Source organism: Coralloluteibacterium thermophilum (assembly GCF_042654365.1).
Lineage (GTDB): Bacteria > Pseudomonadota > Gammaproteobacteria > Xanthomonadales > Xanthomonadaceae > Coralloluteibacterium > Coralloluteibacterium thermophilum.
Genome location: NZ_JBHSGG010000031.1, coordinates 1 through 23,252 on the forward strand (window position 1 = coordinate 1; position 23,252 = coordinate 23,252).

Genomic DNA, 23,252 nt, shown 5'->3' on the forward strand with positions numbered 1-23,252 from the left:
CAGGCAAGACCAGAAGTTCTCAGCCCTTTTACAACCGTCCGTGATTTCGGGGTAGAACCCCGGAGGGATGGATGAGGCGTTCGATCGCCATCTGCCGGTAATGGCGGGCCTCCATCGCGTGCATGCGCTTGAGGACCGGCTTGGCGCGGTCCGCGGCCTCGTCGTCCGGCGCGTACACGAAGACGAAGGCGCCGCCGCGCTTGGCGTGCTCGATGTCGTTCTCGATGTAGCTGTGCTCGGTGCCGATGGCCGCCGAGATCGCGGCCTTCACCTTGTCGAAGGTGCCCTCGGGCTCGGCCTCGAGCTTGCGCGTGACGAAGCTGCCGCTGGCGGCGGCGACGTCGTCCTCGGCGAACCCGGCTTCGCGGAACGCCTTCACCGCTTCTTCCGCCCGGCCTTCGTTCTCGAACGCGGCGACGATGTAGTTCTTCGGGTAGAACAGGCCGAAGGCCGTGTCGCCGTCCTTGAAGAAATCCCAGTGGTAAGGCATTGCGCTGCTCCGGTCTTGGCTCGTCCGGATGCTGGGCGGCGGGGCGTCAATGAGGTGCGAAACGGGTGAGGGCGGAAATCGGGAATGGGGAATGGGGAATGGGGAATGGGGAATGGGGAATGGGGAACGGCAGGCCACCTCGGCGTTTGGATGGCGGTGCTCCGGGCGCAGCGTGATCTTCGGAGATCATCAGGACACCCTTCGATTCCCGATTCCCGATTCCCGATTCCCTGCTCCCGTCCCCCACCACAAACGACGACGGGCGGATCGCTCCGCCCGTCGTCGTGCCGCCTGTCGCCGTCGCGCGCGGTCAGCGTGCGGAGTTGCCTCGTCCGCCGTCGCCGCGCTGGCCGTTGCGGCCGCCGCTGGGCTGCTTCGGGCGGGGACCGGCGTGGGCGTGGCGGGGCGCCTGCGGGTGCGGGCGACGCGCGTGCTTGCGCGGCGGCTGTTGGCCGCCGGGCGCGCCCGAGGGACGTCGGCGGCCGCCGGAGGACTCGCCCGACTCCAGGCGCAGCGGCACCTGCGGCTCGTAGCCGCTGACGTTCACCAGTTCGATGTCGGTGCGGATCAGGCGCTGGATGGCGCGCAGCAGCTTGGCCTCGTCGCTCGCGACTAGGCTGAGCGCCTCGCCCTTCGCGCCGTTGCGGCCGGTGCGGCCGATGCGGTGCACGTAGTCTTCCGCGACCATCGGCAGGTCGTAGTTGATGACGCGCGGCAGCGAGTGGATGTCGAGGCCGCGCGCGGCGATGTCGGTCGCCACCAGCACGCGGGTCTTGCCCGACTTGAACTCCTTCAGCGCACGCGTGCGCGCGCCCTGGGTCTTGTTGCCGTGGATCGCGTCGACGGTGATGCCGGAGGCGCCGAGGAAGCGCGCGAGCTTGTCGCTGCCGTGCTTGGTGCGCGCGAACACCAGGGTCTGGTCCTGGTTGGCGCCGAGCAGGTGCAGCAGCAGGTCGCGCTTGCGGGCGCCGTCCACCGGGTGCACGCGATGGGTGACGGTGTCGGCGACGGCGTTGTTCGCCGCGATCTGGACCTCGCGCGGCTCCGGCCGCATGAAGTCCTTGGCCAGCGCCTTGATCGGCGCGTCGAAGGTCGCGGAGAACAGCAGGGTCTGCCGGTTCGAGGGCAGGCGGCCGAGAATGCGGCGGATGGCGGGCAGGAAGCCCATGTCCAGCATGCGGTCGGCCTCGTCGAGCACCAGGATCTGGATGTGCGACAGGTCCACGCTGCGGCGGTCGATGTGGTCGATCAGCCGGCCGGGGGTGGCGACGAGCACATCCACGCCGCGGCGGAGGGCGTCGAGCTGCGGGGTCATGCCGGCGCCGCCGAAGATGGCGGTGGTGGACAGCCGCAGGTGGCGGCCGTAGGCGCGCAGGTTGTCGTGCACCTGCAGGGCCAGCTCGCGCGTCGGCGCCAGCACCAGCGCGCGCGGGCGCTTCGGGCCGGCCGCCCGCACCTCGCCGTGGGCCAGCATGTCGAGCATGGGGAGGCCGAAGGCGGCGGTCTTGCCGGTGCCGGTCTGGGCGCCGGCGAGCAGGTCGTGGCCCGCCAGTACGTGCGGGATCGCCTGCGCCTGGATCGGGGTGGGGGTGGTGAACTTCTGTTCTGCGAGTGCACGCAGCAACGCGGGCGACAGCCCGAGGGTCTCGAACGACATGGAATGCTCCTGGCGTAGTGTCGCGCGCCACTCCGGGCGCGCCGCCCGGTCCGGTGGACTGGCGGGCATGACGACTCGAAGCGTTCCCTGGACCGCGCTGCGAGCTTGGGATGCGGACGCCGTCGACGTCCGACGGGTCCGGGTCTGCGGCAGCGGGCGTGCGGTGGGGCGCGGCGCGGTTCGCGTGGTGCGAGCCGGTGGCGGCGGCCGATGGGGACGGCTGTGCGCTGCAGCAAACCGCACCAGTCTACGCCATGGCGGGCGGAGCGGCCAGCGCGGTGGCGGTTGTGGCCCCGTCGGGTTCAGGGTGCGCCGCGCGCTTCCGGCGGCATGGCGGCCCTCGGCGGTGCGGCGCCGAGGGTGGGGGCGCTCGCCCCGAAGGGCAGGGCACGACCCGGCAGGGTGACGAACGTCCTCTGTCCGCGACCGTCGCGCCTGGCGTATGGTCGTGCTCCGGCGCGGCAGGTGCAGCCGCGGACGAGGCAGGGAGGCAGGCGGTGCGCATCACCTTCGAGCTCGAACCGGTCGACCTGGCGCGCTTCCACGAGGCGCTGGTGCGGGCCGAACGCCGCGTCGCCTGCGCCGAGGCCTGCGAGATCGTGGACGCCGCGCGCCATGCGCTGGAGGCGGTGCCTCCCTGCACGCCCGGCTTCGTCCGGCGCCGCCTCGACGACGTGGAGCGCCTCATCGCCATGCTCGAGGACGAGGCCTGGGCGCTGCCGCAGGAGGAGCGCGCGCAGGTGCTGCGGGTGCTGGCCTACTTCGGCGACCCGGAGGACATGATCCCCGACCACGTCGAGGTCATCGGCCTGCTGGACGACGCGATCATGCTCGAACTGCTCATGAAGCGGCTGCGGCACGTGTGCGAGGCCTATGCCGACTTCCTGCGCTGCCGGGCGCAGCTGGGCCCGGCACCGGCGGAGCGCGCGACGCGCCAGACGTGGGTGCGCGCGCTGGCGCGGCGGCGGGCGGCGCTGCATGCGCGCATGCGCCGCCGGCTGGCGCGCGAGACGGTGCCGGCCGCGGGCTGAGCCGCGGCGGTCCGCGCTCGCCATCCGCCCGCCCCGCGGGCACCATGCGGCGCAGATCCCGACGGAGTCCGCGCATGACGCCGAACCGCACCGCCCGCCGCCCGCCGGAGTCCCGCGCATGAGCGGCCGCCAGCACGCACTGACCTTCCGCTTCCTGGCCGAGCCGACCGACGTCAACTACGGCGGCAAGGTGCACGGCGGCGTGGTGATGAAGTGGATCGACCAGGTCGGCTACGCCGCCGCGGTGGGCTGGAGCGGCAAGTACAGCGTGACCGTCGCGGTCGGCGGCATCCGCTTCGTCGCGCCGATCCGCATCAGCGACGTGGTGACGGTCACCGCCACCCTCGTGCATACGGGCACCACGAGCATGCACTTCGCCATCGAGGTGCGCGCCCGCGACCCGGGGCTGGAGGGCAGCGAGACGGCGGAGCGGCTGTGCACCCACTGCGTCATCGTGTTCGTCGCGCTCGACGGCGTGGAGGGCCGGCCCGTGCCGGTGCCGGCCTGGGAACCGCGCGACGACGCCGACCGCCAGCTCGCGGAGTACGCGCTGAAGGTGATGGCGCTGAGCAAGGGCATCGAGGACGTCGTCGCCCGCTTCGGCGAGCGGCAGGGCTAGGCGCGTGGGCGGCGGAACGCGTCCGCGCAGCGAGGCCGCCTGCGGCATCCCCGCATCCCGGGCCGGCGGAGCGCCGGACGCCCGGCCGCGGGCGGTCGAGGTCCCGCGCCGGGCGCCCCCGTTGCCCGCGCTCCTGGCGATGGAGCCCGCCGCAGCCGGCCCCGCCGCGACCGGCAGGTGCCACTGACCATGCGCTGGCTGTGGCTCGCGGCGGCCTACCTGTTCCTCGTGCTGGGGCTGATCGGCGCGGTGCTGCCGGGCATGCCGACCACGGTGTTCATCCTGCTCGCGGCCTGGGCGGCCACCAACGGGTCGCCGCGGCTGCGCGCGTGGCTGATGCGCCACCGCGTCTTCGGTCCCACCATCCGCGACTGGGAGGCCCACGGCGCCGTCGGGCGCCGCGCCAAGTGGATGGCGACGCTCGCGATGGCCGTCTGCGCGGTGATCGCCTTCCTCTTCGCCCCGCGCTGGGCGGCATGGCTGTCGGTGGCGGTCATGGGCGCCGTCGCCACCTGGCTCTGGTATCGCCCGGAGCCGCCACCGGACGCACCGGAGCCCGGCGAGCGCTGAGCCTCAGCGCCAGCCGAGCCAGGTCAGCGCCACCAGCGCCAGCACGGCCGTGCCCGCCGCGGCGAGCGTGCCGAGGCGGGTCTCCGCGGCGGCGATGGCCGCCTCCAGCCGCGCGCCGAGGCGTTCGGGCGGACGCCACGCCGGCGGTCGGGGCAGGCGCTGCGCCGCCGCCGCGAGCGCAGCGAGCAGGGCCAGGATGGGGTGGAGGACGTCGCCCTCGGGAACGCGCCCGACGATCCGGTCGGCCAGCGGGCGACAGGCGCGCGTCCACGCCCAGGCGAGGAGCGCGGCGAGCCCCAGCGGCCAGGCCGCCGCCCAGACCTCGTAGGGCGCGGGCAGGGCGGCGAGATCCAGCGGCGCGGCCCACAGCCACGGCACGACCACGCCGGCCAGCACCAGCATCGGCAGGGCGGGATGCACGCGCGGCGGGGCTTCCCCGCCCTGGCGCGCCAGCGTCCAGGCGCGCCACATCAGCAGGGTCGTGCCGACGGAACTGAGCGACAGCAGCGTCAGCGTCCACGCCGGCATCTCCACCGCCTCGATGCCGGCCTTGAGGCCGGTCTTGGCGAGCGCACCGCTCAGCAGCGGCAGGCCCGCCAGCGACAGCGCCGGCAGCCAGAACAGCACGCCGCGCAGGGCGCCCCGCAGCGGCACGTGCCCGGCGGCGAGGAACAGGGCCGCCTTGTTGAGCCCGTGGTGCAGCACCAGGAGGGTGACCAGGGCCAGCGCCGCGTCCGCCTCGGGGCCGGCGAGCGCGAGCGCCGCGGCCGCGAAGAGCAGGCCCATCTGGCTGACCGTGGAGTAGGCCAGCACGGTCTTGAGCCGCGTCTGCGGCAGGCCCGTCGCCACCGCGTAGAAGGCGGTGAACAGTCCCAGCCCGACGAGGACGGGGACGGCGCCTTCGGGCAGGGCCGCGCCCGGCACCAGGCGCAGCAGGCCGAGCAGGCCGGCCTTGACGATCACGCCGCTGAGGACGGCGCTGGCCGGCACCGGCGCGGCAGGGTGCGCGACCGGCAGCCACAGGTGCAGGCCGGCCACGCCGACCTTGACCCCGAAGCCGGCGAGCAGCAGCCATGCCGCCGCCGTCGGCGCCGCGGCGCCCGGCACGTCGGCCAGCAGATGGATGCCGCTGCCCGCGAGCGCGAGCACGCCGGCCAGCAGCGCGCCCTCTCCGAGCAGGGTCATCGCCAGGTAGATCCGCGCCGCGCGGACCGCCGCGGGCGTCCGCGGATGGGCGACCAGGCCGTAGGCCGAGAGGCTCATGGCGGCGTAGCCGAGGTAGAAGGACGCCAGGTCGCCGGCCAGTGCGGCGAGCTGGATGCCGGCCAGCGCCAGCAGCCACCAGGCGGCGAAGCCGCGCAGGCGCGCTTCGACCCGGTCGGCCGCGTAGGCACCCGCCAGCGTCCAGGCGATGCCGACCAGGAGCAGCAGGGCGCGGCCGATGTCGCTGGTCTCCAGGCGCGTGCCGAGCAGCAGCCAGGGCAGGTCGAGGGTGCCGGACGGGTCGAGGCCCAGCGCCAGCGCGGGCAGGCCGGCGGCCGGCAGGGCGATGCGCAGCACCTGCCGCGCACGCGCCTCGCCGAGCGCCGGCAGCAGCGCGCAGACGAGCAGGGGCGCCAGGAGGGCGAGGCCGGCGGCGAGCGCGAAGGCGTTCATCGGCCGCTCCTCGCCACGATCAGCTCCACCCAGCCCAGCGGACTGAGCGCGAGCCCCGCCAGCACGCCGGTCGCGATCACCGTCGCCGCGGTCAGGACCGGCGGCACCGCGAGCGCCGCGAAGGCCACGCGCCCCAGCGCCTGCGGATGCGGCCAGGCCTCGGGCGCCGGCGCGAACCAGATGCGCCGCAGCACGGGAAGGAAGTAGGCCGCGTTCAGCAGCGTGCTCGCCACCAGCACGCCGACCACCCACGGCTGCCCGGCCTCCAGCGCCCCCAGGCCCAGGTACCACTTGCTGACGAAGCCGGCCAGCGGCGGCAGCCCGATCATGCCGAGCGCGCCGACGGTGAAGGCGGCGCTGGTCCAGGGCAGGCGGCGGCCGACGCCGTCGAGCTCGCCGACGCTGTGGATGCCCAGGCGCTCCGCGAACACGCCGGCGCAGAAGAACAGGGTGATCTTCATCAGGCCCTGGTGGACCAGGTGCACCAGCCCGCCGACGAGCGCCAGCGGGCCGCCGAGCCCGACGCCCAGGGCGATGTAGGAGACCTGGCTCACCGTCGACCACGCCAGCCGGCGCTTGATGTCGGACTGGAACAGCGCGCGCGTCGAGCCGTAGACGATGGTGACCGCCGCGAGCACCGTCAGCGCCTGCGCGCCGCCCAGGCGCGCGGCGACCTCGATGCCGAACACGTCCTCGACCACGCGCACCAGGCCGAAGGCGCCGGCCTTCACCACCGCCACGGCGTGCAGCAGGGCGCTCACCGGCGCCGGGGCGACCATGGCCTTGGGCAGCCAGCCGTGCAGCGGCACCAGCGCGGCCTTGACGCCCATGCCCGCCACCAGCAGGGCGAAGATCCAGCGCAGGTCGGCGTCGCGCTCCGGGTCGAGCCCGGCCACGCTGCCGCCGGCGACGAACTCCGCGCTGCCGGCGATGCCGTACAGCCACACCAGGCCGACCAGGAACAGCGCGCTGCCGCCCAAGGTGTAGACGAGATAGGTGCGCGCGCCGCGCAGCGAATCCGGGGTGCCGCGGTGCGCGACCAGCGGCCAGGTCGCCAGCGTCAGCAGCTCGTAGAACACGAAGAAGGTGAACAGGTTGCCCGCCGCGGCGATGCCCATGGTCGCCGCCACGCACAGGCTGAAGAACCCGAAGAAGCGCGCCCGTTCGCGGCCGTGCTCCAGATAGCCGATGGCGTAGATGGTGGTGAGCAGCCACAGCCAGGCCGACAGCGTCATGAACAGCAGGCTGAGCGCGTCCGCCGACAGCACCAGGTCCAGCCCCGGCAGCAGCGGAAGGCGGAAGCCGAAGGTCCCGCCGCTGCGCACGCCGTCCACCATCACCGCGATCAGCACCAGCTTGACCACGGCCGCGGCGAGATTCACCACGGTGCGCGCGGTCCTGCGCGGCTCGCCCAGCGCGAAGATGACGATGCCGGCCAGCATCGACACCAGCACCGCCCACAGCGGCATGGCGGTGTAGAGGAAGGACGTGCTCATGGCGTCTCCTCGACCACCGGCAGCGAGGGATCCACCACGGGGAAGGGCGGGCCTGCGTCGAGCAGGCCGAACACCGGCGCCGAGGCGAAGCCGGCGGCGATGGCCAGGGCCGCGAGCGCGAGCGCGGCGAGCTCCATCGTGCGCGGCAGCGCGACCGGCGGACGCGGCGCGTCGTCGGCGGGCGCGGCGAACATCGCGCTCAGCGCGCGGAACACGTAGACCGACGCCAGCAGGCTGCCGACCAGCAGCACCGCCATCCAGCCCCAGCCCGCCCCCATCCACGCCGCCTCCAGCATGAGCCACTTGGCGAGAAAGCCGCCGCTGGGCGGCAGCCCCATCAGGCTGACCCCCGCCACCGCGAAGGCGAACACGCTCAGCGGCAGGCGGCGTCCCGCGCCGGCGAGATCCGGCAGGCGGTCGCTGCCCAGCCCCTGCAGCAGGTTGGCCGCGGCCAGGAACATGGCCGACTTCGCCAGCGCGTGCGCCAGCAACTGGTAGATGGCGCCGTGCCAGGCCACCGCCCCGGCCCCTGCGGCGGCGGCCAGCGGGAACACCAGCATCAGGTAGCCCAGCTGGGCGACGGTCGAGTAGGCCACCATGCGCTTGAGCCGGACCTGCACCAGCGCCGCGACCGAGCCGTACAGCGCCGCGGTGCCGCCGAGCGCGCCGAGCAGCACGCCCACCGCCGCCGGCTGCGCGCCGTCGAGCGTCCAGAACCACAGGCGGTAGAGCAGGTAGAGCGCGGTCTTGACCACCAGCGCCGACAGCACCGCGCTGACTGCGCCCGGCGCGCGCGCATGCGCCGGCGGCAGCCAGATGTGCAGCGGGAAGATCGCGCCCTTGAGCAGCAGCGACACCACCGCCAGCGCCAGCGCGGTGCGCGTCGCGCCGCTGCCCTCGCCCGCGACGCCGGCCAGGAGGTAGAGGTCGAGCGTGCCGTGTTCGCTGTAGAGCAGGGCGACGGCGAGCAGGTAGGCCAGCGAGGCCAGCATCGCCAGCAGCAGATAGCGCATGGCCGCGCGCAGCGCCGCGGCCTTGCCGCTCCACGAGACCAGGGCCACGCCCGCGAGCGTCACCAGCTCGATGGCGACGTAGAGGTTGAACAGGTCGGCCGACAGGAAGAAGGCGTTGAGCCCCGCCATCATCAGCAGCCAGACCGGCCAGAAGCGCGTGCCGGCGACGGCCTGTGGCGGTTGCGCGCGGAAGGCGTGCAGCCCGGCGCCGGCGCCGACCACCGCGACCAGCCACAGCATCACCAGGGCCAGCGCGTCCAGCCGCAGGCCGATGCCCAGCGGCGGCACCTGCCCGGCGAGCGCGAGCTCGATCACCGGCTGCGCGCGCAGGGCCAGGGTGGGCGGCACCAGCAGCGCGAGCGGCGCGAGGAGGGCGGCCAGCACGATGCCGGCGCGCAGCCGCGGCAGGCCGCCGCCGAGCAGCACCAGCGCGGCGGCGGCGGACAGGGGCCCGAAGACCAGGGCTGCCAGCGCCGCCTCAGTCGTCATCGTCGTCCACGTCCAGGCGGGTGTCGCCGGCCACGCGGGCGAGGCGGTCCAGCAGGCCGAGCGCGAAGGCGGTCATCGAGACCGCGACCACGATGCCGGTCAGCACCAGGGCCTGCGGCACCGGGTCAGGCGCCTCGCCGCTGCGGCCCGCGAGCGCGACGAGCAGCAGGAAGACGCCGCCGCCGAGCAGGTTGAGGCAGAGCAGCTTGCGCATGAGGTGCGCGGCCGTCAGCAGGCCGTGCACGCCCGCCCCGATGATCGCGGCCGCGGCCAGCACGTAGAGCGTCGCCTGGCTCATGGCCGCTGGCCTCCGCGCAGGCCGCTGCCGCCCGCGAACAGCAGCACCAGGGTGAGCGCGATGGAGAGCAGCATCGCGGTCTCGATGGCGTAGATGGCCCAGCCGCCCGGCAGGGTCAGCATCGCCTCGCCGCGGCCGAGTGCGGCCAGCCCGATGCCCGCGAACACCGCGATGCCGAGCACGAGCCCGATGCGCTCGGTCCAGCCCAGCGAGGACGCCGGGCGCAGCCGTGCGGTGAGCACGAGCAGCACGCCGACCGCCGCCAGCACCGCGCCGCCCTGGAACGCGCCGCCGGGCGCGTAGCCGCCGGCATAGAGCAGGTAGCCGGCCACCAGCACGCCCAGGGGCACCAGCGCCGCGAGCAGGGCGGCGACCAGCGGCTGGCCGGCCGGCGCGGGCGCCGGCAGCTCGGGCGCGCCCGCGGGTCCCTGCACCGCGCGCATGCCGAGCAGGGCGACCAGCAGCACCATCAGTTCCATCAGCGTGTCGTAGCCGCGGAACACCAGCAGCACCGCGGTGACCGGGTTCTCGACCGGCAGGTCCGCCATGGCCGCCAGCGCGCGCTCGCCGGCGCTGCCGGGGCCTGCCGGGAGTTCCAGCGCGAAGGTGCCGAGCGTCGCGACCAGCCCGGCCGTCAGCAGCGCGATCGGCGCCGCCAGCCGGTTGCCGCGCCGCACCGGCCGCGCGGGCGGGCCCTTGGCGCGCAGCAGGCGGCGGTAGCCCACCATCAGCAGCGCACCGGTCATGCCGGCGCCGATGGCGGCCTCGGCGATGGCGAGGTCCGGCGCCGACAGCCGCGCCCAGACCAGGGCCATCACCAGCCCGAACACCACGAACATCACGATGCCGCGGAACAGCACCCGGTCCAGCGCCACCTGCAGCGCCAGGCCGACCAGGGCCAGCGCGAGCAGGCCGTCGAGCACCAGCGTCATCGGCCGTCCTCCCCGCCCGGCAGCGCCGAGCGCGCGATCAGGTGCGCCGAGACCGTCGCCGCCAGCAGGGCCAGCAGCCAGACCACCAGCAGCAACGCCGCCGTGCGCCAGGAGCCGGCCAGCAGCGCCAGCCCGGCGCACAGGCAGCCCAGGCCCAGGTTGTCCGCCTTGGTCAGCGCGTGCAGGCGCGAGTGCGCGTCCGGGAAGCGCAGCAGGCCCACGGTGCCGGCGAGGAAGAAGAAGGCGCCGGCCAGCAGCAGCGGAGCCGCGAGCCAGCTCACGGCACGTCCTCCTCGTCGGTGCCGCGGCCGCGCGGCAGGCCGACGAAGGCCACGCTGAGGATGGCGGCCAGCATCACGAACACCAGCGCGGCGTCGCGCAGCGCCGGCAGCGCGGCGAGCTCGGCGAGCACCAGCAGCACGGCGACCGTGGTCGAGCCGAACAGCAGCGCCGCCGACATGCGGTCGGCAGGCGTCGGCCCGCGCCACACCCGCAGCAGCCCCGCGGCGAGATTCAGCAGGAGGAAGACCGCCAGGGCGGCGAGCAGCGCGTTCATGCGCGCCTCCCCGCGGCCGCCGCCGGCACGGGCGCGCCCGGCCGCGCCTCCAGGCCGAACAGGTGCGCCACGCGGCGCTCCAGCGGCGCGAGCGTCCTGCCGGCATCCGCCGAGAGCGCATGCACGCGCAGCAGGCCGTCGTCGCCGATGTCCACCGAGAGCGTGCCCGGCAGCAGGCTCACCATCGCCACCATCAGCGTCCGTGGCGCGCCCGCAGGCAGGCCGATGCGGTAGTCGAGGAGGGTCGGTTCCACCGGGCACGACGGCGCCAGCGCGCGCCGCGCGACGTCGATCCCGCCCAGCACCGATTCGCGCAGGAAGTACAGCGCGAAGCCCGCCAGCCGCAGCGGCCGCCAGCGGTAGTCGTCGCCCGGCGCCAGCCAGCTTCCCGCCAGCGCTCCGGCCACCGCGAAGGCCAGCCCCACCAGTGGCGCCGACGTCCCCGCGAGCACGAACCACAGTGCCCACGAGACCAGCGTCACCTGCACGACCCAACGGATCCGCCCCCGCACGCCGGGTGGCGCGGACGTGGCGGAGCGGGGTGCGGGGGAGGGCGGCGACATCGGCGGCAGGCGGAGTCCGTCGGGGCGACGTGGCAGTATCGGGGGCGTCGCGTGATGGTGCGGTTCTTGGTGGAGGGGACGGGGCGCCGGCGCGCTCGCCCGGACGTCATGGGGCGGCCGCAGTCTCCGTGCCGGCCGGGATTATGCGCCGGCCGCCCCGGCGGTGCCGCCGCGCTCGCAGCGTTCCTCGCCGTCCCCGCGACTTGCGCGGACCCGGCGCGCGGGGAGAATCCCCGTTCCGGCACCGCCCGCCGCGCAGAACATGAGGAAGCACATCGCATGACAGCATCGACCGACCGCACCCGCCTCACCACCGGCGCCCGGTTCTTCATCGGCGCCGCGACGCTGCTGGCGCTGGTCAACGTCGCGAACTTCGCCTTCTACGGCAGGGAGTGGCACAGCCTGGTGTCCGCCGTCGGCTTCGCGCTGATGGCCTACGGCACCTACCGGGGCGGCGGGCCCAACACGCGCGCGGCGGACGGGCGGCTCGTGGTCGACAGGAAGGCGCGCATGCTGCTCATCCTGGGCATGGTCCTGGCCCTCGCGGGCATGGTCGCCCGGCACATGGGCTGAGCCGTGGGCATCGACCGGCGGGCCGCGCCCGCCGGCATTCCGGCGGAAGCCCTGCGCGCCTGCGGGCTTCTCCGCGATGCGCTCGGCGACGCCGTCCGCGCGGTCTACCTGTTCGGATCGGCCGTCGCGGGCGGGCTGCGGCCCGACAGCGACGTCGACGTGCTCGCCGTGGTGGACCGCCCGCTGGAGCGCGACGCAGGCAGGGCCCTGGTCGCGGGGCCGGATCGCGGTGGCCTGAGCCGGCCTGCCGGTCGCTATCCTCCCTTCGAATGCGTGCCGTGAGGGCCGATGGCGTGGCGATGCGGTTTGCAGGACGGATCTCGGACTGGAACGACGACAAGGGGTTCGGCTTCGTCACGCCGAACGGCGGCGGCGCGCGCGCCTTCGTCCACATCGGGGCCTTCCAGGGCGGCGGCCGCCGACGTCCGCTGGACGGCGACCTGATCTCCTACGAGATCGCCCGGGACGCCAGGGGCCGCAGCACTGCCGTGCGTGTCCGCTTCGCCGGCCAGCGCCGGGAGCGCCGTGCGCCGCGACGGCGCGTTCCCCGCGCGGCCCTCGGCGGCACGGCGCTCGCCGTCGTCGCCGCCGGCGGGCTGCTGGGCGTGCTGCCGATGCCGGTCGCCGGCCTCTACGGTCTGCTCAGCCTCGTCTCGTTCTGCATGTACTGGCTGGACAAGACCGCCGCCGGTGCCGGCCGTCGCCGCACGCCCGAGAAGACCCTGCATCTCGTCGACCTGCTCGGCGGATGGCCCGGTGCGCTCCTGGCGCAGCACCGCTTCCGGCACAAGACGGCGAAGGCGTCGTTCCAGGCGATCTTCCGGGTGACGGCGGTCGCCAACGTCGGCGTCGTCGGCTGGCTCGTGTGGAGTGGGCGCGCGTCGATCGGGGCCGCCGGCTGGCCGTAGACACGCGGCTCGGAGCGCGCGCCGCCGCGTGGTCGTCGCTGCCGGCGTTCCGGGCGGCGCGCGCTCGTGCGTCCGCCGCGCACCCGGCGTTGCGGCAGGCCCGTCGTTTCAGTGCAGGACGCGGCGCGCGCCGAGGAAGTTCTCGCGCCACCAGTGGCCGTCGAGGCGGTCCATGCGCACCGTGCCGCCGCTGTTGGGCGCGTGCACGAAACGGCCCTCGCCGACGTAGATGCCGACGTGGCTGGCCTGGCGCCCGCTGCCGAAGAACACGAGGTCGCCCGCCGCGATGTCGGCCACGCGGATGCGCGGCGCGTCCAGTTCGTGCATGGCCTGCGAGGTGCGCGGCAGCGCGACGCCGACGGCGTCGCGGTAGACGTAGACCACCAGGCCGCTGCAGTCGAAGCCGCCTTCCGGGGTGTTGCCGCCGTAGCGGTAGGGCGTGCCGACCAGGCCGAGCGCGCGCATCAGCACGTCGTTGGCGCGCGGCGAGACCGGCGTGGGGCGGTCGTAGCCCTCGCTGTGCCAGTCGCGCATGGGCTTGGGCGCGCCGGTGGGCCGGGTGTCGCGGCCGCCGCAGGCGGCCACCGCCAGCGCGACGGACACGACGAGGATGCGGGCGGCTGCGCGCGCTGCTGGCGTGCGCGCACGGGCGCCGGGATAATGCGCGGTCTTGTTCACGGCCACCGATGATGCCGCAGTCCGCGGTGTCGCGGCCACGTCCCGGGATAGACGAATGAAGATCGAGAAAGACAGCGTCGTGCGTTTCCACTACCGCGTCAGCGAGGGCGGAAACGAGGTGGAGACCTCGCACGGCCGCGAGCCGCTGACCATCCTGGTCGGGCACGGTGCGATCATCCCGGGCCTTGAGAAGGCGCTGATCGGTGCCGAGGCGGGCGAGACCGTCTCCGTCGACGTGGCCAGCGACGAGGCCTACGGCCCGCGTCGCGAGGGCATGACCCAGCGCGTGGCGAAGAAGCTGTTCGGCAAGCAGAAGCTCGTCCCCGGCGCGCAGGTGGTGGTGCAGACCAACCAGGGCCCGCGCGCCGTCACCGTGCAGAAGGTCGGCCTGTCGGTGGTCGACGTCGACCTCAACCACCCGATGGCCGGCAAGGACCTGCACTTCGACGTCGAGATCGTCGAGGTCCGCGCCGCCACGCCGGAAGAGATCGACCACGGCCACGCCCACGGCGAAGGCGGTCACCAGCATTGAGCGGGGAGTGAGACATGAGGAGCGGGAAACGAGTCCGGGGCAGCAGTGCCTTCCCCTCGTTTCTCGTTTCCCTTCACTCGCTTCCCGAGGCTGGATGCACTGGCCGCTGCCGCCCGCGCCGTGCTGAGCTAGGCGCCTCGCCGTCGAGCCGGGGAGCTCGCATGTCCATGCCTTCCGTTCCGTCGCGCGGCACCGCACGCCGGTGCCGCGCGTACCCTGAGATCCGCCCGTGACGGCCGCCGCCGACGGTGCGCCGCGCGGGCGCATCGAACTGCTCGACGCGCTGCGCGGCGTGGCCCTGCTCGGCATCTTCCTGATGAACGTCGAGTGGTTCTCGCGCCCGATGCAGGAGCTGGGCATGGGCCCGCCCGCGGATGCCGCGGGCCTCGACGCGCTGCTCGGCTGGGGCATCTTCGCGGTCGTGCAGGGCAAGTTCTGGGTGCTGTTCTCGCTGCTGTTCGGCATGAGCTTCGCGGCGATGGAGGCCGCCGCGCCCGCGCGCGGCTTCGTGCCGACGATGCTGCGCCGGCTCGGCATGCTCGCCGCGCTGGGCGTCGCCCACGCACTGCTGCTGTGGCCGGGCGACATCCTGCTGGCCTACGCCGTGGCGGGGCTCGGGCTGCTGCTGTTCCGCGGCATCGACGCGCGCGTGCTGGCCGGGCTCGGCATCGCGGTCTACATGGCGATGGCGCTGCTGGGCCTGCTTGGTTCGCTGATGATGGTCGGCATGCCCGAGCAGATGGCGGACACGCTCGACGGGCTCGCCGCCGATCGCGCCGCAGGCGTGGTGCGCGGCGAGGTCTACGCCACCGGCGGCTACGCCGCGGTGACGGCGGCGCGCTGGCAGGACTTCGTCGCGGTCACGCTCGCCGGGCTGGGCAACAGCGCCTCCACGCTGGGCGTGTTCCTGGTCGGCGTGTGGTTCTTCCGCTCCGGCGTGGTCGCCGATCCCGCAGCGCACAGGCGCACGCTCGGCTGGATCGCCGTGCTCGGGCTCATGGTCGGCGTGCCGCTGGTATGGGCGGCGACCGCGCGCGCGATGGCGCTGGAGGCCGGCGACATCGGCGGCCAGTACCTCGCGCTGTCGATCATGCTGCTCGGCAACCTGCCGGTGGCGCTGGCCTACCTCGCGCTGCTGGCGCTGGGCCTCTCCGCGCCGCTGGCGCGCGGGCTGCGGAGCGCATTGGCGCCGGCGGGGCGGATGGCGCTCACCAACTATCTGATGCAGTCGCTGGTCGCCTCGCTGGTGTTCTACGGCTACGGTCTCGGCCAGTGGGGGCAGATGGGGCGCACGGGACAGTGCGCGCTGGTGCTCGTCGTGTTCGCGGCGCAACTGGCGCTCAGCCGCTGGTGGCTGGCGCGCTTCGCCTACGGTCCGGTGGAATGGCTGTGGCGTGCGTTCGCCCGCCAGGCATGGCCGCGCTGGCGCGCGGGGGCCGCAGGCTGACGCGTACACTCTGCGCGCATGAGCCAGCCCTCCGACGACATCCTCATCCTCGGTGGCGGCGCCATCGGTCTTTCCTGTGCCCTCCACCTGCTGCGCGCCGGCCGCGGGGTGCGCGTGCTCGACCAGGGACGCGCCGGCTGCGGCAGCTCGCACGGCAACTGCGGGACCATCACCCCGAGCCACGCCGCGCCGCTCGCCGGGCCGGGCACCCTGCTCAAGGCGTTGAAGTGGGTGGGGCGTCCCGACGCGCCGCTCTACATCCGCCCGCGCGTGGACCTCGACCTCGCCGACTGGCTGCTGCGCTTCGCCCTGCGCTGCAACCGCCGCGACTGGCGCGCCAGCGCCGGGGCCAAGGCGCGCCTGCTGCTGGCCTCGCGCGGAATGATGGAGAGCCTCGTGGCGGAGGAAGGGCTGGACTGCCACTTCTCGCACGACGGCCTCTGGTACGTGTGCCGCGATGCCGCGGCCTTCGAGCGCGAGGCGCGCGACGCCGAGGCGCTGCGCGAGTTCGGGGTGGACGTGCGCCTGCTGTCCGGCGCCGAGGCCGAGGCCGGCGAGCCCGCGCTGCGCCCGGGCGTGGCCGGCGCGATCGCGTTCCCGGGCGACGCCAGCCTGCGTCCCGACTGCTACGTCGCCGAGCTGGCGCGGCGCGTGCGCGAGCGCGGCGGCGTCGTCGAGGAGGACTGCCGCGTGCTGGGCCTGGAACAGGACGGCGGGCGCATCGTCGGCGTCCACACCGAGCGCGGCCCGCGCCGTGGCGGCGAGGTGCTGCTCGCGCTGGGCGCCTGGAGCCCGCAGGTGGCACGCGGGCTCGGCCTGACCATCCCGGTGCAGCCGGGCAAGGGCTACTCCATCACCTACGACCGCCCGGTGCTGACGCCCTCGCGCCCGCTGGTGCTGAAGGAGCCGCAGGTCTGCGTGACCGCGTGGCGCGACGGTTTCCGGCTCGGCAGCACCATGGAGTTCTCCGGCTACGACGCCAGCCTCAACCGCACCCGCCTCGACGCGCTGGTGCGCGGCGCGCACGCCTTCCTGCACGAGCCGGTGGGCCCGGTCCTGCGCGAGGAGTGGTACGGCTGGCGGCCGATGGTCTACGACGACCTCCCGCTCATCGGGCGTGCGCCACGCTACGCGAACCTGTGGCTCGCGACCGGGCACGGCATGCTCGGCATGAGCATGTCGGCGATCACCGGCCAGATGGTGGCGGACCTCGTCGCCGGGCGCGCGCCGCCGGTCGATCCCAGACCCTACGATCCCGGACGCTTCGCATGACCCAGACCCACGATCTCATCGTCCTCGGCGCCGGTTCCGGCGGCATGGCCACCGCGCAGCGCGCGGCGGCGCACGGGGCGAAGGTCGTGGTGGTCGAGCCCGGACCGGTCGGCGGCACCTGCATCCACGTCGGCTGCGTGCCCAAGAAGGCGACGTGGCTGGCGGCGCAGCTCGCCTACGCGCAGGGGCTCGCACGCGAGTACGGCTTCCCGCTGACGCCGGCGGGGCTGGACTGGCCGCGCTTCGTGGCGCGCCGCAGCGAGTACATCCGCGGCATCGAGGGCCGCTACCGGGAGCGCTTCGAGACGCTCGGCATCGGGATCGTCGCCGAGCGCGGGCGCCTGCTCGGCGCGGGCCGCGTGCAGGCGGGCGCGCGCACGCTGAGCGCGCCGAGCATCCTCGTGGCGACCGGCTCCGCCCCGGTCCGCCCGGAGGTGGCCGGCGCCGACCTCGGCGAGGATTCCGACGGCTTCTTCGCCTGGACCCGGGCGCCGAGGCGGGTTGCCTTCATCGGCGGCGGCTACATCTCGGTGGAACTGGCCGGCATGCTCTGTGCGCTGGGCGTCGACGTGACCATCTACGCGCGCGAGCGCCAGTTGCTGGCGCAGTTCGACACCGAGAGCGCGGACTTCCTCGGCCGCCGCATGGCCGACGAGGGCGTGGACGTGCGCTGCGGCGCCAGCGTGGACCGCCTGTCGCGCGAGGACGACGGCATCGCCGTGCACTGCGAGGGCGGTGCGGGCGGCAGCCGCGGCTTCGACCACGTGGTGTGGGCGGTCGGGCGTCGTCCGCGCACGCAGGACATCGGCCTGGAGGAGGCCGGCGTGCGCACCGACGCGCGCGGGCGCATCGTGGTCGACCACGAGTTCGGCACCAGCGCGCCCGGCGTCTACGCCGTCGGCGACTGCACCACGCTGCGCCCGCTGACGCCGGTCGCGGTCGCCTGCGGCCGCCGCCTGGCCGACCGGCTGTTCGGGCAGGGCGAGCCGAAGCCGATCGAGCTCGACCTGATCCCCAGCGTGGTCTTCGGCCACCCGCCGTTCGCCAGTGTCGGCCTCTCCGAGCGCGAGGCGCGCGAGCGCCATGGCGACGCCCTGCGCATCTACCGCTCCGAGTACCGCGCCCTGCGCACCGGCCTCGCTGGCCGCGCCTGCGCAAGCCGCATCAAGCTGATCTGCGCCGGCGACGAGGAGCGCGTGGTGGGCCTGCACATCGTCGGCGAGAGCGCCGACGATGTGGTCCAGGGCTTCGCCGTCGCCATGGCGATGGGCGCGACCAAGCGCGATTTCGACCGCACCGTGGCGGTGCACCCGACGGTGGGCGAGGAGGTCGTGACGCTGGCCTAGCCTGAGGAGCGGAACATGAGGAGTGGCGAGGAGTGAAAGATGAGGAGCGAGAAAAGGAGGGGTGCGGTCGCCGGCCCTCGTTTCTCACTCCTCTCCACTCACTCCTAGGCCGTCACTCCTCCCCAGCCGCTCCTCACCTCCGTACGATGTCCGGATGGACATCTACACCCTTCACCGCGGCAGCGCGCCGCTGCTCGTCAGCCTTCCGCACGACGGCACCCTCGTGCCGGAGGACATCGCCGCCGATCTCACCGACGAGGCGCGCCGGGTGCCGGACACCGACTGGCACGTCTCCACGCTCTATGCGTTCGCGCGCGAGCTGGGCGCGTCGGTCCTGGTGCCGACGCACTCGCGCTACGTGATCGACCTCAACCGTTCGGAGGACGACGTCTCGCTGTATCCGGGGCAGAACACGACGGGCCTGTGCCCGGTCGTGCGGTTCTCCGGCGACCCGGTCTACCGGCCGGGGCGCGCGCCGTCGCCGGAGGCGGTGCGTGCGCGGGTCGAGCGCTACTGGCGCCCCTACCACCGCGCGCTCGCGGAGGAGATCGCGCGCCTGCGCGACCTGCACGGGCGGGTGGTGCTGTGGGAGGGACATTCCATCCGCGGCGAGCTGCCCTTCCTGTTCGAGGGACGCCTGCCGGACCTCAACCTCGGCACCGCGGCCGGCGTGAGCTGCTCCGCCGATCTGCAGGCGCGGCTGGAAGCGGTCCTGCGCGCCCAGGACGGCTACACCTGGGTCGCGAACGGGCGCTTCAAGGGCGGGCACATCACCCGTCACTACGGCCGTCCGGCCGAGGGCGTGGAGGCGGTGCAGCTCGAGCTGGCGCAGCGCTGCTACATGGACGAGGACAGCTTCGGGTACCTGCCGGAGCGCGCCGCCCGCCTGCAGCCCCTGCTCCGCGCCCTGCTGGACGCCTGCCTCCGGCACGCGCAGGTCGAGCGCAGCGGAACCGCCTAGCGGCGCGCCTCGCGACGCAGGTCGTCGGCCAGCACCGCCGGCAGGATGTGGTGCGCGCTCAGGCGGGCGATCGGCAGCCCGCCGGGCGCGCGCGGGTCGATCCACGCCAGCTCCGCGATCTCGCCCGCCGGCGCCGGCGCCCCCTCGGCCTCGACCAGGAAGGCTTCGCCGCGCACGCGGCGGCCTGGTTCGTTGACCGCGAGGTCCTCGAACACGCCGAGCGGACGCGCCGTGTCCGCGCGCAGCCGCAGGCCCAGTTCCTCGGCCAGTTCGCGCGCCAGCGTGTCCAGCGAACGCTCCCCCGGCTCGCGCTTGCCGCCGGGCTGGATGAAGGCGTCGCTGCCGAGCTTGCGCACCAGCAGCACGCGCCCGTCCGCATCGCGGATCACGGCGATCACGATGTCGATGCAGTCGGCGGCGCGCTCGCCGTCGAGGGGGATGTCGGGCCGCATGCTCAGACCTCGAGCGTGGCCATGTCGCCCTTGGCTTCCAGCCAGTTCTTGCGGTCCGATGCGCGCTTCTTCGACAGCAGCATGTCCATGAGGCCGCGGGTGCCGTCGTCGTCGTCGACGGTGAGCTGCACCAGGCGCCTCGTGTCCGGGTGGATGGCCGACTCGCGCAGCTGCGGCGGGTTCATCTCGCCCAGGCCCTTGAAGCGGGTGACCGACACCGCGCCCTTGATCTTCTCGCGCTCGATCTTCTCGAGGATGACCCGCTTTTCCTCCTCGTCGAGCGCGTAGAACACTTGCTTGCCCACGTCGATGCGGAACAGCGGCGGCATGGCGACGAAGACGTGGCCGGCGGCGACCAGGGCGGGGAAGTGCTTGAGGAACAGGGCCGAGAGCAGGGTGGCGATGTGCAGCCCGTCGGAATCGGCGTCGGCGAGCACGATGATCTTGCCGTAGCGCAGGCCCGAGATGTCGTCCTTGCCCGGGTCGCAGCCGATGGCGACGGCGAGGTCGTGGACCTCCTGCGAGGCGAGCACGCTGCCGGACTCCACCTCCCAGGTGTTGAGGATCTTGCCGCGCAGCGGAAGGATGGCCTGGAAGTCCTTGTCGCGCGCCTGCCGCGCGCTGCCGCCCGCGGAGTCGCCCTCGACCAGGAACAGCTCGGTGCGCGAGAGGTCCTGGCTGATGCAGTCGGCGAGCTTGCCGGGCAGGGCCGGCCCCTGGGTGATCTTCTTGCGGACGATCTGCTTCTCGGTCTTGAGCCGCACCTGCGCGCGCTCGATGGCCAGCTGTGCGATGCGCGTGCCCATCTCCACGTTCTGGTTCAGCCACAGCGAGAAGGCGTCGTGCGCGGCGCCCTCGACCACGCCGGCGGCCTGCCGCGACGACAGGCGCTCCTTGGTCTGCCCGCTGAACTGCGGGTCGGTCATCTTGAGCGAGAGCACGAAGGCGACGCGGTCCCAGACGTCCTCGGGCGCCAACTTGACGCCGCGCGGCAGCATGTTGCGGAAGTCGCAGAACTCGCGCAGGGCGTCGGTGACGCCCGAGCGCAGGCCGTTGACGTGGGTGCCGTGCTGCGCGGTCGGGATCAGGTTGACGTAGCTCTCCTGGACCAGCTCGCCGTCCGGCACCCAGGCCATGGCCCAGTCCACCACCTCGGTCTCGCGGGTCAGGTGGCCGAGGAAGAGTTCCGGCGGCAGCAGCTCGCGGTCGGCCAGCTCGCCCTTGAGGTAGTCGCGCAGGCCGTTCTCGTAGAACCACTCCGCGCGCTCGCCGGTGGCCTCGTCGTACAGGCGCACGGTCAGGCCGGGGCACAGCACCGCCTTGGCGCGCAGCAGGTGCCGCAGCGGGCGCAGGGCGAACTTCGGGGTGTCGAAGTACTTCGGGTCGGGCCAGAAGCGCAGGCGGGTGCCCGTGTTCTTCCTGCCGACCGTACCCACGACCTCGAGCGGCGAGGCCGCGTCGCCGTCGCGGAACTCCATGCGGTGCTCCTGGCCGCCGCGCTTGATGAACAGCTCGACCCTGTTCGACAGCGCGTTGACCACGGAGACGCCCACGCCGTGCAGGCCGCCGGAGAAGGTGTAGTTGCGGTTGGAGAACTTTCCGCCCGCGTGGAGGCGGGTGAGGATCAGCTCCACGCCCGGGATCTTCTCCTCGGGGTGGATGTCCACCGGCATGCCGCGGCCGTCGTCGGCGACCTCGCAGGAGCCGTCGGCGAACAGGGTGACCTCCACCGTCTTCGCGTGGCCGGCCAGCGCCTCGTCCACGGAGTTGTCGATGACCTCCTGGGCCAGGTGGTTGGGGCGCGCGGTGTCGGTGTACATGCCGGGCCGCCGCTTGACCGGGTCGAGACCCGAGAGGACTTCGATGTCGGCGGCGTCGTAACGGCTGGTCATGCGGATCGGGAAACCGGTGGATCGGGGCGCGCAGGATGGGGGCTCCGCCCGCGCTCGGCAAGCGTGCCGGTGGGGACCGGGCCGCGCCGCTCGCCCGCCGCGAGGGGAGCCGGTAGAATGCCGCTTTCCGGTAGCGCTCTCTCCATGACTCCCCTGATTTTCGTCACCGGCGGTGTCGTGTCCTCCCTCGGGAAGGGCATCGCCTCGGCCTCCCTTGCGGCCATCCTCGAGTCGCGCGGGCTCAAGGTCACCCTCATGAAGCTGGATCCCTACATCAACGTGGATCCGGGCACCATGAGCCCCTTCCAGCACGGCGAGGTCTACGTCACCGACGACGGTGCCGAGACCGACCTCGACCTCGGCCACTACGAGCGCTTCGTCCGCACGCGGCTGACCCGCAAGCACTCGATCACGACCGGCCGGATCTACGAGAACGTGATCCGCAAGGAGCGCCGCGGCGACTACCTCGGCGCGACCGTGCAGGTCATCCCGCACATCACCGACGAGATCAAGAACGCCATCGACGAGGCCACGGCCGGCGCCGACATCGGCCTGGTCGAGATCGGCGGCACGGTCGGCGACATCGAGTCGCTGCCCTTCCTCGAGGCGATCCGCCAGATGCGCACCGAGCGCGGCCCCGACGCCTGCCTGTTCATGCACCTGACCCTGGTGCCGTACATCAAGGCCGCCGGCGAGCTCAAGACCAAGCCGACCCAGCACTCGGTCAAGGAGCTGCGCTCCATCGGCATCCAGGCCGACATCCTGGTCTGCCGCAGCGAGCAGCCGCTGCCGGCAAGCGAGCGGCGCAAGATCGCGCTGTTCACCAACGTGCCGGAGAAGGCGGTCATCACCGCCATCGACCTCGACACCATCTACAAGATCCCGCTGTGGCTGCACCAGCAGGGCCTGGACGACATCGTCCTCGACCGCCTGCGCATCGTCGCGCCCAGGCCCGCCGACCTGTCGGAGTGGAACGAGGTGGTGGACGCCGTCGAGCACCCGGCCGACGAGGTCACCATCGCCGTGGTCGGCAAGTACGTCGACCACGCGGACGCCTACAAGTCCATCGGCGAGGCGCTGCGCCACGGCGGCCTGCGCCAGCGCACCCGCGTGCGCCTGAAGTGGATCGAATCCGAGCAGGTGCAGCGCGACGGCACCGGCGTGCTCGAGGGCGTGGACGGCATCCTGGTGCCGGGCGGGTTCGGCGACCGCGGCTTCGAGGGCAAGGTGCTGACGTCGAAGTTCGCCCGCGAGAAGAGGATTCCCTACTTCGGCATCTGCTACGGCATGCAGGCCGCGGTGGTCGACGTGGCCCGCCACGAGGCCGGCCTCGCGGGTGCCAACAGCACCGAGAACGACCGCCAGAGCCCGCACCCGGTGATCGGCCTGATCACCGAATGGCGCACCGCCTCGGGCGAGATCGAGCGCCGCAGCGAGGACTCCGACCTCGGCGGCACCATGCGCCTGGGCGCCCAGGACTGCCGGCTCGCCCCGGGCACGCGCTCGTACGCGCTCTACGGCACCGAGATCGTCAGCGAGCGCCACCGCCACCGCTACGAGTTCAACAACCACTACCTGGAACGGCTGGAGAACGCCGGCCTCACCATCGCCGGCCGGTCCGCGGACGCCTCGCTGGTGGAGATCGTCGAGATCGCCGACCACCCGTGGTTCGTGGCCTGCCAGTTCCATCCCGAGTTCACCTCGACCCCGCGCGACGGCCATCCGCTGTTCGTGGGCTTCGTGCGCGCGGCGCGCGAACACAAGGCCGGCGGCGCGCTGGCCCCCGACGCGCAGGCGCCCGTCGCCGCGCAGGAGCACTGA

24 protein-coding genes and 1 pseudogene are annotated in these 23,252 nt (G+C 73.6%); 12 read left to right on the top strand and 13 right to left on the bottom strand.

Annotation, left to right across the window (positions count from 1 at the left end; translation table 11 throughout):
- Positions 1 to 28: 28 nt before the first annotated feature.
- A complete protein-coding gene (locus ACFO3Q_RS11090) occupies positions 29 to 490 on the bottom strand; it encodes a hypothetical protein (protein ID WP_377004753.1) in 462 nt (153 codons plus the stop codon).
- Positions 491 to 800: 310 nt separating this feature from the next.
- The gene (locus tag ACFO3Q_RS11095) at positions 801 to 2,147 is read right to left on the bottom strand and encodes a DEAD/DEAH box helicase (RefSeq protein WP_377004754.1); all 1,347 of its coding nucleotides are present in this window, start codon (positions 2,145 to 2,147) and stop codon (positions 801 to 803) included.
- A gap of 497 nt (positions 2,148 to 2,644) precedes the next feature.
- Between ACFO3Q_RS11095 and ACFO3Q_RS11100 the strand changes: the two genes are divergently transcribed.
- The 3 genes from ACFO3Q_RS11100 to ACFO3Q_RS11110 all read left to right on the top strand — a co-directional run bounded on the left by ACFO3Q_RS11100 (position 2,645) and on the right by ACFO3Q_RS11110 (position 4,367).
- The gene (locus ACFO3Q_RS11100; RefSeq protein ID WP_377004756.1) at positions 2,645 to 3,178 is read left to right on the top strand and encodes a DUF1232 domain-containing protein; all 534 of its coding nucleotides are present in this window, start codon (positions 2,645 to 2,647) and stop codon (positions 3,176 to 3,178) included.
- A 118-nt stretch (positions 3,179 to 3,296) separates the two neighbouring features.
- On the top strand, positions 3,297 to 3,797 hold the full coding sequence (locus ACFO3Q_RS11105) for an acyl-CoA thioesterase (RefSeq protein ID WP_377004757.1): 501 nt from the start codon (positions 3,297 to 3,299) through the stop codon (positions 3,795 to 3,797).
- Between the two features lie 189 nt (positions 3,798 to 3,986).
- Entirely contained in the window at positions 3,987 to 4,367 is a 381-nt protein-coding gene (locus ACFO3Q_RS11110) for a YbaN family protein (protein ID WP_377004758.1), read from the top strand.
- 3 nt (positions 4,368 to 4,370) lie between these two features.
- Here the strand turns inward: ACFO3Q_RS11110 and ACFO3Q_RS11115 are convergent, their stop codons facing one another.
- From ACFO3Q_RS11115 to ACFO3Q_RS11150, 8 genes are read right to left on the bottom strand one after another with little or no spacing between them, the layout of a single operon-like run.
- The gene (locus ACFO3Q_RS11115; RefSeq protein WP_377004759.1) at positions 4,371 to 6,023 is read right to left on the bottom strand and encodes a complex I subunit 5 family protein; all 1,653 of its coding nucleotides are present in this window, start codon (positions 6,021 to 6,023) and stop codon (positions 4,371 to 4,373) included.
- The gene (locus ACFO3Q_RS11120) at positions 6,020 to 7,519 is read right to left on the bottom strand and encodes a complex I subunit 5 family protein (protein ID WP_377004760.1); all 1,500 of its coding nucleotides are present in this window, start codon (positions 7,517 to 7,519) and stop codon (positions 6,020 to 6,022) included. The genes ACFO3Q_RS11115 and ACFO3Q_RS11120 overlap by 4 nt, the downstream gene beginning before the upstream one ends.
- Positions 7,516 to 9,021, bottom strand: coding sequence for a complex I subunit 5 family protein (locus ACFO3Q_RS11125; RefSeq protein ID WP_377004761.1), 1,506 nt, complete (start codon positions 9,019 to 9,021; stop codon positions 7,516 to 7,518). Before ACFO3Q_RS11125 ends, ACFO3Q_RS11120 begins: the two co-directional genes overlap by 4 nt.
- Positions 9,011 to 9,319 (bottom strand): NADH-quinone oxidoreductase subunit K, encoded by a 309-nt coding sequence (locus tag ACFO3Q_RS11130; RefSeq protein ID WP_377004762.1) that lies wholly within the window; start codon positions 9,317 to 9,319, stop codon positions 9,011 to 9,013. The genes ACFO3Q_RS11125 and ACFO3Q_RS11130 overlap by 11 nt, the downstream gene beginning before the upstream one ends.
- Positions 9,316 to 10,251, bottom strand: coding sequence for a hydrogenase subunit MbhD domain-containing protein (locus ACFO3Q_RS11135; protein ID WP_377004763.1), 936 nt, complete (start codon positions 10,249 to 10,251; stop codon positions 9,316 to 9,318). The genes ACFO3Q_RS11130 and ACFO3Q_RS11135 overlap by 4 nt, the downstream gene beginning before the upstream one ends.
- Positions 10,248 to 10,532 carry a monovalent cation/H(+) antiporter subunit G gene (gene mnhG, locus ACFO3Q_RS11140; RefSeq protein WP_377004764.1) on the bottom strand — a complete coding sequence of 95 codons (285 nt, stop codon included), beginning with the start codon at positions 10,530 to 10,532 and terminating at the stop codon, positions 10,248 to 10,250. The genes ACFO3Q_RS11135 and mnhG overlap by 4 nt, the downstream gene beginning before the upstream one ends.
- Positions 10,529 to 10,807 (bottom strand): MrpF/PhaF family protein, encoded by a 279-nt coding sequence (locus tag ACFO3Q_RS11145; RefSeq protein WP_377004765.1) that lies wholly within the window; start codon positions 10,805 to 10,807, stop codon positions 10,529 to 10,531. The genes mnhG and ACFO3Q_RS11145 overlap by 4 nt, the downstream gene beginning before the upstream one ends.
- Positions 10,804 to 11,295 (bottom strand): Na+/H+ antiporter subunit E, encoded by a 492-nt coding sequence (locus ACFO3Q_RS11150; protein ID WP_377004766.1) that lies wholly within the window; start codon positions 11,293 to 11,295, stop codon positions 10,804 to 10,806. Before ACFO3Q_RS11150 ends, ACFO3Q_RS11145 begins: the two co-directional genes overlap by 4 nt.
- A 354-nt stretch (positions 11,296 to 11,649) precedes the next feature.
- Here ACFO3Q_RS11150 and ACFO3Q_RS11155 point away from each other — a divergent pair, with 354 nt between their 5' ends.
- The 3 genes and pseudogenes from ACFO3Q_RS11155 (at position 11,650) to ACFO3Q_RS11165 (ending at position 12,851) form a co-directional block, all read left to right on the top strand.
- Complete coding sequence (locus tag ACFO3Q_RS11155; RefSeq protein ID WP_377004767.1) at positions 11,650 to 11,943, top strand: hypothetical protein; 294 nt, start codon at positions 11,650 to 11,652, stop codon at positions 11,941 to 11,943.
- 99 nt (positions 11,944 to 12,042) lie between these two features.
- Positions 12,043 to 12,129 (top strand): annotated as a pseudogene (locus ACFO3Q_RS11160) (nucleotidyltransferase domain-containing protein); the annotation flags it as partial.
- A 92-nt stretch (positions 12,130 to 12,221) separates the two neighbouring features.
- Complete coding sequence (locus ACFO3Q_RS11165) at positions 12,222 to 12,851, top strand: DUF1294 domain-containing protein (RefSeq protein WP_377004768.1); 630 nt, start codon at positions 12,222 to 12,224, stop codon at positions 12,849 to 12,851.
- A gap of 108 nt (positions 12,852 to 12,959) precedes the next feature.
- Here the strand turns inward: ACFO3Q_RS11165 and ACFO3Q_RS11170 are convergent, their stop codons facing one another.
- Positions 12,960 to 13,535 carry a C40 family peptidase gene (locus ACFO3Q_RS11170; protein ID WP_377004769.1) on the bottom strand — a complete coding sequence of 192 codons (576 nt, stop codon included), beginning with the start codon at positions 13,533 to 13,535 and terminating at the stop codon, positions 12,960 to 12,962.
- Between the two features lie 49 nt (positions 13,536 to 13,584).
- Here ACFO3Q_RS11170 and ACFO3Q_RS11175 point away from each other — a divergent pair, with 49 nt between their 5' ends.
- From ACFO3Q_RS11175 to hutG, 5 genes are all read left to right on the top strand, one after another.
- Positions 13,585 to 14,061 carry an FKBP-type peptidyl-prolyl cis-trans isomerase gene (locus tag ACFO3Q_RS11175; protein ID WP_377004770.1) on the top strand — a complete coding sequence of 159 codons (477 nt, stop codon included), beginning with the start codon at positions 13,585 to 13,587 and terminating at the stop codon, positions 14,059 to 14,061.
- A 229-nt stretch (positions 14,062 to 14,290) separates the two neighbouring features.
- On the top strand, positions 14,291 to 15,508 hold the full coding sequence (locus ACFO3Q_RS11180) for a DUF418 domain-containing protein (RefSeq protein WP_377004771.1): 1,218 nt from the start codon (positions 14,291 to 14,293) through the stop codon (positions 15,506 to 15,508).
- Positions 15,509 to 15,526: 18 nt separating this feature from the next.
- Entirely contained in the window at positions 15,527 to 16,780 is a 1,254-nt protein-coding gene (locus ACFO3Q_RS11185) for an NAD(P)/FAD-dependent oxidoreductase (protein WP_377004772.1), read from the top strand.
- The gene (gene gorA, locus ACFO3Q_RS11190) at positions 16,777 to 18,126 is read left to right on the top strand and encodes a glutathione-disulfide reductase (protein ID WP_377004773.1); all 1,350 of its coding nucleotides are present in this window, start codon (positions 16,777 to 16,779) and stop codon (positions 18,124 to 18,126) included. Before ACFO3Q_RS11185 ends, gorA begins: the two co-directional genes overlap by 4 nt.
- A 154-nt stretch (positions 18,127 to 18,280) precedes the next feature.
- Positions 18,281 to 19,087, top strand: a complete 807-nt coding sequence (gene hutG / locus ACFO3Q_RS11195) for an N-formylglutamate deformylase (RefSeq protein ID WP_377004774.1) — start codon at positions 18,281 to 18,283, stop codon at positions 19,085 to 19,087.
- Here hutG and ACFO3Q_RS11200 read toward each other — a convergent pair.
- A complete protein-coding gene (locus ACFO3Q_RS11200; protein ID WP_377004775.1) occupies positions 19,084 to 19,539 on the bottom strand; it encodes an NUDIX hydrolase in 456 nt (151 codons plus the stop codon). The genes hutG and ACFO3Q_RS11200 overlap by 4 nt on opposite strands.
- 2 nt (positions 19,540 to 19,541) lie before the next feature.
- The gene (parE, locus tag ACFO3Q_RS11205; protein ID WP_377004776.1) at positions 19,542 to 21,431 is read right to left on the bottom strand and encodes a DNA topoisomerase IV subunit B; all 1,890 of its coding nucleotides are present in this window, start codon (positions 21,429 to 21,431) and stop codon (positions 19,542 to 19,544) included.
- 144 nt (positions 21,432 to 21,575) lie between these two features.
- On the opposite strand from parE, the gene ACFO3Q_RS11210 reads away from it, so the two are divergent.
- On the top strand, positions 21,576 to 23,252 hold the full coding sequence (locus ACFO3Q_RS11210) for a CTP synthase (RefSeq protein WP_377004777.1): 1,677 nt from the start codon (positions 21,576 to 21,578) through the stop codon (positions 23,250 to 23,252).